Origin of the sequence: Variovorax sp. LjRoot290 (assembly GCF_964253985.1) — a bacterium.
Lineage (GTDB): Bacteria > Pseudomonadota > Gammaproteobacteria > Burkholderiales > Burkholderiaceae_C > Variovorax.
On the sequence record NZ_CAXURW020000001.1, the window covers coordinates 808,327 to 820,614 of the forward strand.

The following is a 12,288-nucleotide window of genomic DNA, read 5'->3' on the forward strand; positions in this document are numbered from 1 at the left end:
CGCGGCGGCGCAGCAGGGGCGCCGCCACCGCGCCGCCGTTCCCGCGCCATGCGCTGGGCGATCGGGGTCGGCGCCTTCCTGGTCACTGCCATCGGCCTGGTGCTGATGTTCCTGCTCGCGCAGTCCACCAACAACCGTGCCTTCTACGAGGAGAACTACGCGCGTCTGTTCGGCATCAACGTGGTGGTCGCGGTGGTGCTGCTGCTGGTGCTCGGATGGGTCGCGTTCCGGCTGCTGCGGCGCCTGCGCCAGGGCAAGTTCGGCAGCCGCCTCCTGATCAAGCTGGCCGCCATCTTCGCGCTCGTGGGCGTGGTGCCCGGCGCGCTGGTGTACCTCGTCTCCTACCAGTTCGTTGCGCGCTCGATCGAGAGCTGGTTCGACGTCAAGGTCGAAGGTGCGCTCGACGCCGGCCTGAACCTGGGCCGCGCCACGCTGGATTCGCTGTCCGACGACCTGGTGAGCAAGGTGCGCAGCGCGAGCAACCAGCTGGCCGAAGTGCCCGACGCGACAGCGGGCCTGGTGCTCGAACGCATCCGCGACCAGCTCGGCGCCACCGACGTGGTGCTCTGGACCGGCAACGGCCAACTGGTGGCCGGCGCGGGCGCTTCCCGCTTCCAGCTCAATCCCGAACGGCCCACGCCGCAGCAGTTCCGTCAGGTGCGCGCCGACCGCGCGATCGCGCACATCGAAGGCCTCGACGAGACGCCCGCGCCCGGCGCCGCGCCGCCCCCGCCCGCCAGCGTGCGGGCGCTCGCGCTGGTGCAAAGGCCGGGCTTCGAATTCAACACCGAGCCGCGCTTCCTGCAGGTCACGCAGCCGCTGCCGCCGGCGGTGGTGGCCAACGCGCTGGCCGTGCAGGAAGCCAACCGCGAGTACCAGGAAAGAGCGCTGGCGCGCGAAGGGCTACGCCGCATGTACATCGGCACGCTCACGCTGACGCTGTTCCTCGCCGTGTTCGGCGCGGTGCTGCTCGCGGTGCTGTTCGGCAACCAGCTCGCCCGCCCGCTCCTGGTGCTGGCCGAGGGCGTGCGGCAGGTGGCCGGTGGCGATCTGCGCCCCACCGCGGTACTGCAGGGCAAGGACGAGCTGGGCGGCCTCACGCGCTCCTTCGCCGTCATGACGCAGCAGCTGGCCGATGCGCGCGGTGCGGTCGAAAAGACCATGGGCGAACTCGATGCGGCGCGCGCCAACCTGCAGACCATCCTCGACAACCTGACCTCGGGCGTGATCGTGCTCGATCCCCAGGGCACCATCCTGTCGACCAACCCGGGCGCCACGCGCGTGCTGCGCGCGCCGCTCGCGGCCTACGAAGGCCAGTTGCTGGCCGACGTGCCCGGCCTCGCCGAGTTCGGGCAGAGCGTGCAGCAGCAGTTCGACGAGTTCCAGGTCGAGCGCCTGCAGCACGGCCTCGACCACTGGCAGCATGCCTTCGAGCTGCATGCGAGCGGGGAGGGCATGTCGCAGGACGCCATCAACATCGTCGCGCGCGGCGCGGAGCTGCCGGGCGATGCCAGGCTCTTGGTGTTCGACGACATCTCCGAGATCGTGTCGGCCCAGCGTGCCCAGGCCTGGGGCGAGGTGGCGCGGCGCCTGGCGCACGAGATCAAGAACCCGCTGACGCCGATCCAGCTCTCGGCCGAGCGCCTCGAAATGAAGCTCACCGGCAAGGTCCCGCCGGCCGAGGAAGCGGTGCTCGCCAAGTCGGTCAAGACCATCGTCGACCAGGTGGACGCGATGAAGCGCCTGGTCAACGAATTCCGCGACTATGCGCGCCTGCCCGCGGCCGACCTGAAGCCGGTGGACCTCAATGCGCTGGTGGCCGACGTGTTGCAGCTCTATGGCGGGGAGAACGCGCCCATCGCGCTGCGCTCCGAACTGGACGAGCGCTGCCCGCCGATCCGCGGCGATGCGCAGCAGATCCGGCAGGTCGTTCACAACCTGTTGCAAAACGCGCAGGACGCGGCCGAGGCTGCCGCCAGCGGCAGCGAGCGGGCCGGCGAGGTCGTCATCCGCACGCGGCTCGGCGACTCGGGCCAGCGCGTGCGCCTCACGGTGCAGGACAACGGGCCGGGTTTCGCCGAGAACATCCTCAAGCGGGCCTTCGAGCCCTACGTCACGACCAAGACCAAGGGCACCGGGCTCGGCCTCGCGGTGGTCAAGAAAATCGCCGACGAGCACGGCGCCCGCATCGAACTTTCGAATCGCATCGTTGATGGGGCTGTGGCTGGCGCACAAGTCTCGTTATCATTCGCGCTGGCAGGCGAGGCGCAGGGAGCGCTCGCACACACCGAAGATTCGAGGTCGCCGTCCGCCTGAGCGCTCCTGCAGTGCGCGCGGGCCGGCAAGCGAGCCCTCTCTATCTACACAGGCGCACAACACAAGCATTCATGGCAAACATCCTCGTGGTCGACGACGAGCTGGGCATTCGGGACCTGCTCTTCGAAATTCTCAATGACGAAGGCCACAACGTGGAACTCGCCGAGAACGCGGCCGAAGCGCGCGCAGCACGGCAGCGCGCGCGCCCGGACCTGGTCCTGCTCGACATCTGGATGCCCGACACCGACGGCGTCACGCTGCTCAAGGAATGGTCCACCGCCGGTCTGCTGAGCATGCCGGTCGTCATGATGAGCGGGCACGCCACCATCGACACCGCGGTCGACGCCACGCGCATCGGCGCCTTTGCCTTCCTCGAAAAACCCATCACCTTGCAGAAGCTGCTGAAAGCGGTCGAGCAGGGACTTGCGCGCGAAAGCGCACGCCGCGCCGCGGCGAGCGTGGTGCCGGCCGCCGCCAACAATCTCTCCGCGGTGGTCACCACGATCGGCGAGAACGCGCTGGTTCCATCGGCGCCGCAAATACCTGCGGTCGACACCGGCCCGCAATCCACGCAGAGCTTCGACCTCGACCGTCCGCTGCGCGACGCGCGCGACGGATTCGAGAAAGCGTACTTCGAATTCCATCTCGCGATGGAGAACGGCTCGATGACGCGCGTGGCCGAGAAGACGGGCCTCGAACGCACCCACCTCTACCGCAAGCTCAAGCAACTTGGCGTCGACCTGTCGAGAGGCCGCCGAGGCACTGTATAATTGCGGGCTGCACACCAAGGCCCGGTAGCTCAGTTGAGTCACACAAGACCAGCTGATCAGCCGCAAGTCGAGGCGTACATGGCCCGGTAGCTCAGTTGGTAGAGCAGCGGATTGAAAATCCGCGTGTCGGTGGTTCGATTCCGCCCCAGGCCACCACCCCCTCTTCTCGTACGATCCCAAGACAGCTCAAGAGTCCTTGTAAATCGAGGACTTAGCCTGAAAAGGCGGCTCAGGCGGTATCGTCAAATCCCACAGCGTCCCGTTTCTTGCGCAGCGAGAGCCTAAAGCATCAATGTTGTCTTGCGAAGCGCCGACGTGAACGCGCATTGGAGAGCAGTTGACGTCGCTGCGGCTGGCTGAGCGCAGCAGCTAGCCCATCTTTCTCAACTGACAGGTGTGAAGCCGGCTAAGTGCTTGATTTGATTCAGCACGACCTCGAAGGTCTCCACTACAGCGGGATGGGTTGGGCAGTGATGCGGGCGTGTTTGGCGGTGATCTTCGGCGGGGGTTGATCGGGCAGCTTCAGCCGCAGCAGGTCCAGCAGCATGCGGTGATCGGCCTCGGGCTGGGTGTATCGCGACAGCACGAGTTCTCTGCCGTCGGTGGTGGGCAGGTGCACGTCCACCATCTGCATGGTCTTGAACTTGGCGATGACCTCCGCAGGCGTGATGCCGTGCGCCAGGCGCTTGAGTTGGGCCTTCAAGGTGACCTGCAGGCAGTAGGCGAGGAAGGCCACGAAGATGTGGGCCTCGATGCGCTTCTCGCTGGAGTGGAAGATCGGGCGTACGGCCAGGTCGTGCTTGAGTTCCTTGAACGCCTGCTCGACCTCGGTGAGCTGGATATAGAACGTCCACAGCTGCGCGGGATCGTGCGCTGCGAGGTTGGTGCGCAGCAGATAGCGCCCTTCACGGCGGCGCACCTGGCGCAGCCGGGCGCGATCGAGCTCGAACTCGAAGGACGCTGTCTTGGCGCTGCTGCTGGCCTCGGGCAGATGAACCTTGATCAGCTGGGCGCTTCGCCCGGCGTCGTGCTTGGCTGCGCCGAGCTTCATGAGCAGTTGATCGCGCGTGAGCATCTGGCCCTGCAAGGCCTGCAGGCGCTGCACGTAGCGGCGCAGGCGGCGTTGCCGCATCGCACGCTCCTTGTCGATGCGTGCCGCACTTTGCGCGAGCACGTAGGTGTCTTCGTCAGCGCCCAGGCGCTTGACAGCGACGCCTTCGCGCACGCGCTGCCACGGCTGTGCGAGGAAGCCTTGCTCAAGCTTGGTCAGCCGCCCCTTGGGTGTGCCCACGAGATAGGACGCTCCCATGCGGCGCATCTGCGCCAGGCTGTCTTCGGTGGGCACGCCGCGGTCCATCACCCAGATCCGGTTGGCTCGGCCGTAGCGCTGCTCGATGCGATCGAGGAAGTCGCCAAGCGTCGTGGCGTCGGCCGTGTTGCCCGAGAGCACCTCGTAGCTCAGCGGGAAGCCTTCAGGGGTGACGATCAGCGCGATGACCACCTGGCGGCAGTCGCCTCGCTTGTCGCGGCTGTAGCCGTACTGGCGCTTGTCGTGTTCGCTGCGCTCCACATCGCTCTCGAAGTAGGTGCTGGTCAGGTCGTACAGCAGCACGTCGAACTTCGCCCCGAAGAGTTCGCCCCAGCGCCGGCACAGGAACTTGAACAGTTCGTCCTTGTGCGCTGCGAGCCTGTCCAGGCAGCGGTACAGCGTGTTCTTCTCGGCCAGCGCGAAGTCGGCGTGCAGCAGGTCGGCCATCGCGCTGGCGTCGAACCAGTGGCGGTGCAGGCGCCATTCGCTGCCGGGGTCGATGAGACGGTAGGCCACCAGCGTTTGCAGCACCTGCAGCCAGGGGGTGCCTTCGCGCGAGGGCGGCAGCCGAGCGCTCCAGAAGGCGTCGAGTTCGAGTTGCTGCCACAGCACGCATGACAGCCAGCACGCGCCCCACTGGCGCGGGCGTTCGAGGCGCAGTTCGTCCAGACGGATGCCAATCGCATTCGCGTCGTCCGCGGGCATCGAGCCGGCCGGGAACAGCGCCACCTGGCGCCTCGTTCCCTCGTCGTGCACTTCGATGGTCTTGCGCCAGGCTTCGCGCTGGCTCGCGTTGATCTCGCCCAGGTAGAGCACCTGCCTTTGCACCACGCGCCCATCGGCCAGTCGGCGGTTCTCCACCACGCTCCAGTAATCGTGCGTCTTGCCGTCCTTCAGGCGTCGGTTGCAGCGCAGAAACATGCGCCGCAGTTTAGGAACCCCTCGCCTGCACGCCAAGGACCAAGGTCTCCACCACAAGCGTTTTGCGGCGTCACCCCTATACGCATCAAGCACTTGCGTCGCTCAACACCCCCAAAATCGTCGAAATCGGGGTTGGGTTGAGAAAGATGGGCTAGGGTTCGGACCGTAGAGGGCCGTCGCGATTCCTGGGCCCACTGCCGTCGGTCAGCCATCGAAATTGGCTGGCTCAAAGCGTCATTGCAACGGGCCGGCTACCTGGGAAGGATGCGACACGGATTGCATTGGCGGCGTTAAGCCGCGGATGCGTCTCCTCGCCCCACAGGTGTAGCGCAAGGCCCCGCGCAGCCGAAGAAGTACGAAAGCGTCGCGGTGTCGGTGGCCCGCAACCCGTTTGACGATCCCCAATCGTTGGACGACTCGGCGCTGCGGCCAGCGTTTTCAGTCAGGCGTCTTTGGCCGCGCGTTTGACAGTAGCCAGAAGAGCCCCGGCACCCATGAAGGTGAGACCTGATAGTCGGTTGAAGAGCTTGGCTCGCCCTTTGACCCGCAACCATGGCGCAACACGCGAGGCAAACGTGGCGTAGAACATGAGCCAGAACAGCTCGAAGCACACGAATGTGCCCCCGAGAAGCAGGAACTGCGGAAGCTGAGGCGCGGCCGGATCGATGAACTGAGGGAAGAACGCCGTGAAGAACAGCAATGCCTTCGGATTGCTCGCGCCGACCAGCAAACCCTTGACGTAGAGCGCCAGGCGGCTTGCTCGGCTAGCGACCTGGGACGGAAGGTCAAAACTCGATGTCGTGGACCGCAGCGTGCCGATGCCGATGTAGAGGAGGTAGCCGACGCCAAACCACTTGATCGCGTGGAACAGCGTCTCGGACGCGGCAAGCGCCGCGCCTACGCCGACGGCAGAGCACGTCATGATGCCGACCACCGCTGTGACGCTGCCGATGGCCGAAAAGAATGTGCGTCGCGCACCATGGTTGACTGCGTTGGTGACGCACATCAGGACGCTGGGGCCGGGCGTTACGGTCAGAACAAAGACAGCTGCGACATACAGCAACCATGTTTGGAGGGACATGCAGATTCCTAGCGAATGAAGAGGACTTCTCCGTCCCGAACTGGCCGCGATGCGGCAACCGGCATCGAAGTGCCGCGATGCGACGTGCGAATTCTCGCCTCCTAAGACCGAACCGGGAAATTTCAGCGGGCTGCTGTTGCAGATCTACCGCGCGGCGCAGGAGCTGGCCAAGGCTGCGAGGTCTACTCGGCCGCGACATAGTCCGGGTACTGACGGCAGATCTCGTCCACCGCGCTGAGCGTGCCCGACAGGTGCTTGCGTAACGCGGCCTGGGCGGCGGTCGGGTCCTTCGCTTCGATGCCGCGCACGATGGCGCGGTGGTCGCGCAGGATCGCCTCGGTCTTGCCGGCAGTGGGCAAGTGCAGGAGGCGCAGCCGGTCCACGTGGCCCGAGACGCGGCCCACCAGCTCCCACAGGTCGGGCACGCCGCCGGCTTCGTACATCAGGCGATGGAAGGCGCGGTCGGCGCCGACGAAGTCGCCGTAGCGCTGTGCCGCCGACAGCGCTGCCTGCCGGGCGATGGTGGCCTTCATCTGCTCGACCAGCCCCGCGGGCGCGTCCAGCGCGAGCTGGTGTACCAACTCCAGCTCGATGGAGCGGCGCAGGAAATGCGCCTGGCGCGCCGCCGCGATGTCGATGCGGCTGACCAGCGTGGCGTGCTGCGGGAACACGTCCACCAGTCCTTCTTCGCTGAGGCGCAGCAGCGCCTCGCGCACCGGCGTCTGGCTCACGCCGAAGTGGTCGGCCAGTTCCTGCCGCGCCAGCACGGTGCCGGGTGCCAGTTCCAGAGAGAGGATGGCGTCGCGCAGTTGCTCCAGCACCTGGGGCGCGGCCAGGCGGGTGCGGTCGAGTCGGATCTTGGGGAGGGCACTCATCGGGGTCGGATTGTGGCATTGACGTACTAATATATTAATGTTTTAATCCCGTCGACGCGACCTGCGGTCCAAGAGACAACCCCCAATGAAACGCCCCTACGAATCGCTGCGCAGCGCCCGCTGGTTCGCGCCCGACGACTTCCGCTCCTTCGGCCACCGCTCGCGCGTGCTGCAGATGGGCTACAGCTATGCCGACTGGATGGGCAAGCCGGTGATCGCCATCGTCAACACCTGGAGCGATGCCAACCAGTGCCACGCGCATTTCAAGCAGCGGGTGGAGGACGTCAAGCGCGGCATTCTGCAGGCGGGCGGCTTCCCGCTGGAACTGCCGGCCATCTCGCTGTCGGAAAGCATGGTCAAGCCCACCACCATGCTCTACCGCAACTTCCTGGCGATGGAAACCGAAGAGCTGCTGCGCAGCCACCCGGTCGACGGCGCGGTGCTGATGGGCGGCTGCGACAAGACCACGCCCGGCCTCACGATGGGGGCCCTCAGCATGGGCATCCCCTTCATCTACCTGCCGGCCGGGCCCATGCTGCGCGGCAACTGGAAGGGCAAGGTGTTGGGCTCGGGCTCCGACGCCTTCAAGTACTGGGACGAGCGCCGCGCCGGCCGGCTCGGCGAGCAGGCCTGGGCCGAGATGGAAGCCGGCATCGCCCGCAGCCATGGCACCTGCATGACCATGGGCACGGCCGCCACCATGATGGGCATCGCCGAGGCGGTGGGCCTGAGCCTGCCGGGCGCCTCCAGCATTCCCGCGGCCGACGCCAACCACATCCGCATGAGCGCCGACTGCGGCCGCCGCATCGTCGAGATGGTGTGGGAAGACCTCACGCCCGCGAAGATGCTCACGCGCGCCAGCTTCGAGAACGGCATCGCCTGCGCGATGGCCATGGGCTGCAGCACCAACGCCATCGTGCACCTGATCGCGATGTCGCGCCGCGCCGGCCATGCGGTGAGCCTGGATGACTTCGATGCCTTCAGCCGCCGCGTGCCCGTCATCGCCAACATCCGGCCCAGCGGCGACGCCTACCTGATGGAGGACTTCTTCTACGCCGGCGGCCTGCCCGCGATGCTGGAGCGCATCCGCGGCCACCTGCACACCGAGGCGCTCACCGTCAACGGCCGCACCCTCGGCGAGAACATCGAAGGCGCCGAGGTCTATGACGACGATGTCATCCGTCCGCTCGCCAACCCCATCTATGCGGAAGGCGCACTCGCCGTGCTGCGCGGCAACCTGGCGCCCGACGGTGTGGTGATCAAGCCCAGCGCCTGCGCGCCGCACCTCCTGCAGCACAGCGGCCGCGCGCTGGTGTTCGACGACTACCCGGCGCTCAAGAAGGCGGTGGAGGACCCCGAACTCGACGTGACGGGCGACGACATCCTGGTGCTGCGCAACGCCGGCCCGCGCGGTGCCGGCATGCCGGAGTGGGGCATGCTGCCGATCCCGACCAAGCTGCTCAAGCAGGGCGTCAAGGACATGCTGCGCTTGTCCGATGCGCGCATGAGCGGCACCAGCTACGGCGGCTGCCTGCTGCACTGCTCGCCCGAGGCGGCCATCGGCGGCCCGCTGGCGCTGGTGAAGACCGGCGACCGCATCAGCGTGGACGTGCCGGCGCGGCGCATCCACCTTGAGGTCAGCGACGAGGAACTCGCGCTCCGCAAGGCCGGATGGACGCCGCCGCCGCCGCGCTACGAGCGCGGCTACGGCTGGATGTTCGGCCGCCACATCAAGCAGGCCAATGAAGGCTGCGACTTCGACTTCCTGGAAACCGGCTTCGGCAAGCCGGTGCCCGAGCCCGACATCTTCTGATCAGCCTTTAAACCCCACCTTCTTTCGAGAACGGAGACCCTACGTGAATCCCGCCACCCGCGAGCAGCTCATGAAGGTGAGCACCGCCACCCTGTGCACGGCCCTGTTCAAACGCGGCCTGCGCAACCAATTCATCCAGGACGTGCGACCGCTCAACCCGGCCTTGCCCAACATGGTGGGCGAGGCCTTCACGCTGCGCTACATGCCGGCGCGCGAAGACCTGAACCCGATCAGCGTCTTCCTCGACCGCAACCATCCGCAGCGCCAGGCGGTGGAGCAATGTCCCGAAGGCGCCGTGCTGGTGATCGACAGCCGCAAGGACGCGCGCGCCGCCTCGGCCGGCGGCATCCTGGTCACGCGGCTGATGAAGCGCGGCACCGCCGGCGTGGTGACCGACGGCGGCTTCCGCGACAGCCCCGACATTGCGAAGCTCGGCTTCCCGGCCTACCACTGCCGCCCCAGCGCGCCGACCAACCTCACGGTGCACCAGGCCATCGACATCAACGTGCCCATCGGCTGCGGCGACGCGCCGGTGTTTCCCGGTGACGTGATCGTGGGCGATGCCGAAGGCGTGATCGTCATCCCGGCCCACCTGGCCGACGAGATCGCCGCCGAAGCGATCGAGATGACGGCCTTCGAAGACTTCGTGCAGGAAAAGGTGCTCGAAGGCCGCTCCATCCTCGGCCTGTACCCGCCCACCGACGAACAGAGCCGCGCCGACTTCGCAGCCTGGCGCCAGGCCAAAGGCCGCTGAGGTCTTTTCCTTTTTTCACCCCCGAGGAGACAAACCATGCGCTTCACCCGCCGCGCCGCCGCGCTGCTTCTGGCCGCGCTCGCCCCTGTGGCCGCCTGGGCCCAGGCACCCGAATGGCCGGGCGCCAAGCCCATCGTCTACGTCGTGCCCTTCACGGCCGGCGGCTCCACCGACATCGTCGGCCGCACGCTGGCCCAGAAGCTGAGCGAAAGCCTCAAGCAATCGGTGGTGGTCGAGAACAAGCCCGGCCAGGCCGGCGGCATCGGTGCTGCCTACGTGGCCAAGGCCGCGCCCGACGGCTACACCCTCTTCGGCGGCACCATCAGCACGCATGCCATCAACGCCAGCCTCTACAAGAAGCTGCCCTACGACCCGATGAAGGACTTCGAGCCGGTCTCGCTGGTCGCGCGCCTGCCCAACGTGCTGATCGTCAACAGCCAGCTCGGCGTGAACTCGGTGGCCGAACTGGTGGCGCTCTTGAAAAAGGACGAGAGCAAGCGCAGCTTCGCGTCATCCGGCGCCGGCACCTCCACCCACCTGGCCGGCGAGATGTTCGCCGACCTGATCGGCGTGAAGCTCACCCATGTGCCGTATAAGGGCACGCCGCCGGCCATGACCGACGTGGCCGCGGGGCTGGTGCCCTTCATGTTCGATCAGGTGACGGCGGCGCTGCCGCTGGTCAAGAGCGGCAAGCTCAAGCTGCTGGCCGTGACCACCGGCAAGCGCATCGCGCTCGCGCCCGAGCTGCCGACCATGATCGAATCGGGCATTCCCGGCTTCGAGATGTCGTCGTGGCAGGCGGTGTACGCGCCCAAGGGCACACCCAAACCGATCGTGCAGCGCCTCAACGCCGAGATCGTCAAGGCGCTCAAGCAGCCCGACGTGCAGGCCAAGCTCTCGGACCAACTGGCGATGGAAATCGTGGGCAGCACGCCCGAAGAACTGCGCGAGCACATGGCCCGCGAGATCCCGCGCTGGGCCGAACTGGTGAAGAAGTCCGGCGCGACGGCGGACTGATCCGAATCAACCGCGATCAGTGATCGTGGTGCAGGTAGGCCGCCTGCCGCGGCAGCCGCCAGCTCACGAAGAAGGCGATCGCCATCATCGCTGTCACGTACCAGAAGAAGCTCGATTCGTGGCCCAGCGACTTGAGGCCCAGGGCCACGTATTCGGCCGAGCCGCCGAAGATCGCGTTGGCCACCGCGTAGGCCAGGCCGACTCCGAGGGCGCGCACTTCGGGCGGGAACATCTCGGCCTTCACGATGCCGCTGATCGATGTGTAGAAGCTCACGATCGCCAGCGCCACGATGATCAGCACAAAGGCGAGCCCCGGGCTCGTCACGCTTTGCAGCGCAGTGAGGATCGGCACGGTGGCCAGCGCGCCGAGTCCACCGAACAGCAGCATGTTGTTGCGCCGGCCGATGCGGTCCGACAGCGCGCCGAAGACCGGCTGCATGCACATGTAGACGAAGAGGGCGCAGGTCATCACGTAGCTGGTGGTCTTGATCGGCAGGCCGACCGTGTTGACCAGGTACTTCTGCATGTAGGTGGTGAAGGTGTAGAAGATCAGCGAGCCGCCCGCGGTGAAGCCCAGCACCGTGAAGAAGGCCGCCTTGTGGTGGCGGAACAGGCCCGCGAGCGTGCCGGCCTCCTTGTTGCTGCGGCTCTCGGTGCTCGAAGTCTCGTGCAACTGCCGGCGCAGCTGCATCGCGACCACGGCGGTGATGGCGCCGATCACGAAGGGAATACGCCAGCCCCAGGCCTTGAGTTCGGCCTCGCTCAGCAGCTGTTCGAGAACCACGATCACCAGCACCGCGAGCAGCTGGCCGCCGATCAGCGTGACGTACTGGAAGGACGAGAAGAAGCCGCGCTGGCCGCGCAGCGCCACCTCGCTCATGTAGGTGGCGGTGGTGCCGTACTCGCCGCCGACCGAAAGTCCCTGAAACAGACGCGCGACCAGCAGCAGCGCTGGCGCCCAGGCGCCGATGCTGTCATAGGTCGGCAGACAGGCGATCGCCAGCGAGCCCGCGCACATCATCGTGACGGAGATCACCATCGAGGTCTTGCGACCCTTGCGGTCCGCGATGCGGCCGAACAGCCAGCCGCCGATCGGCCGCATCAGGAAGCCGGCCGCGAAAACGCCCGCGGTGTTGAGCAGTTGCGCGGTGGGGTCGGATTTCGGGAAGAACGATGCCGCGAAGTAGATCGACGAGAACGCGTAGACGTAGAAGTCGAACCACTCGACCAGATTGCCTGAAGAGGCCCCGACGATGGCGAAGATGCGGTGGCGCTTTTCTTCGGCGGTGTAGTGCTGCGGCACCGTGGCGTCCGCGGCGATGCCCGAAACGGGCGTGACTGCGCTCATGCGAGCCTCCGTGTCTTGGTGTGTTGTACGGGAGAACCCTCATGCTAAGGCCGCCGGCCACCCGGCATCGGCCAGACGCCGCGA

The 12,288-nt window shown here is 66.7% G+C and carries 9 protein-coding genes and 1 tRNA gene; 6 read left to right on the forward strand and 4 right to left on the reverse strand.

Going from position 1 to position 12,288, the window contains the following annotated elements; genetic code table 11:
• The first annotated feature begins 48 nt into the window (after positions 1–48).
• The 3 genes from ACSQ9A_RS04145 to ACSQ9A_RS04155 all read left to right on the forward strand — a co-directional run bounded on the left by ACSQ9A_RS04145 (position 49) and on the right by ACSQ9A_RS04155 (position 3,242).
• The gene (locus ACSQ9A_RS04145) at positions 49–2,316 is read left to right on the forward strand and encodes an ATP-binding protein (protein ID WP_436306253.1); all 2,268 of its coding nucleotides are present in this window, start codon (positions 49–51) and stop codon (positions 2,314–2,316) included.
• A gap of 71 nt (positions 2,317–2,387) precedes the next feature.
• Positions 2,388–3,086, forward strand: a complete 699-nt coding sequence (locus ACSQ9A_RS04150) for a response regulator (RefSeq protein WP_436302783.1) — start codon at positions 2,388–2,390, stop codon at positions 3,084–3,086.
• Between the two features lie 80 nt (positions 3,087–3,166).
• Positions 3,167–3,242 (forward strand) — tRNA-Phe (locus ACSQ9A_RS04155).
• A 292-nt stretch (positions 3,243–3,534) separates the two neighbouring features.
• Here the strand turns inward: ACSQ9A_RS04155 and ACSQ9A_RS04160 are convergent.
• The 3 genes from ACSQ9A_RS04160 to ACSQ9A_RS04170 all read right to left on the reverse strand — a co-directional run bounded on the left by ACSQ9A_RS04160 (position 3,535) and on the right by ACSQ9A_RS04170 (position 7,272).
• Positions 3,535–5,316 (reverse strand): IS1634 family transposase, encoded by a 1,782-nt coding sequence (locus tag ACSQ9A_RS04160; protein WP_436302784.1) that lies wholly within the window; start codon positions 5,314–5,316, stop codon positions 3,535–3,537.
• Between the two features lie 442 nt (positions 5,317–5,758).
• Complete coding sequence (locus tag ACSQ9A_RS04165; RefSeq protein ID WP_436302785.1) at positions 5,759–6,397, reverse strand: LysE family translocator; 639 nt, start codon at positions 6,395–6,397, stop codon at positions 5,759–5,761.
• Between the two features lie 182 nt (positions 6,398–6,579).
• Positions 6,580–7,272: a GntR family transcriptional regulator gene (locus ACSQ9A_RS04170; RefSeq protein ID WP_436302786.1), complete on the reverse strand. Its 693-nt coding sequence runs from the start codon at positions 7,270–7,272 to the stop codon at positions 6,580–6,582.
• A gap of 85 nt (positions 7,273–7,357) precedes the next feature.
• Between ACSQ9A_RS04170 and araD the strand changes: the two genes are divergently transcribed.
• From araD to ACSQ9A_RS04185, 3 genes are read left to right on the forward strand one after another with little or no spacing between them, the layout of a single operon-like run.
• Positions 7,358–9,085: an L-arabinonate dehydratase gene (gene araD, locus ACSQ9A_RS04175; RefSeq protein ID WP_436302787.1), complete on the forward strand. Its 1,728-nt coding sequence runs from the start codon at positions 7,358–7,360 to the stop codon at positions 9,083–9,085.
• Between the two features lie 43 nt (positions 9,086–9,128).
• A complete protein-coding gene (locus ACSQ9A_RS04180) occupies positions 9,129–9,839 on the forward strand; it encodes a ribonuclease activity regulator RraA (RefSeq protein ID WP_436302788.1) in 711 nt (236 codons plus the stop codon).
• Between the two features lie 36 nt (positions 9,840–9,875).
• Positions 9,876–10,856, forward strand: a complete 981-nt coding sequence (locus tag ACSQ9A_RS04185) for a Bug family tripartite tricarboxylate transporter substrate binding protein (protein ID WP_436295422.1) — start codon at positions 9,876–9,878, stop codon at positions 10,854–10,856.
• A gap of 16 nt (positions 10,857–10,872) precedes the next feature.
• Here ACSQ9A_RS04185 and ACSQ9A_RS04190 read toward each other — a convergent pair whose 3' ends face one another.
• Positions 10,873–12,204, reverse strand: coding sequence for an MFS family transporter (locus tag ACSQ9A_RS04190; protein WP_436302789.1), 1,332 nt, complete (start codon positions 12,202–12,204; stop codon positions 10,873–10,875).
• Positions 12,205–12,288 lie beyond the last annotated feature (84 nt).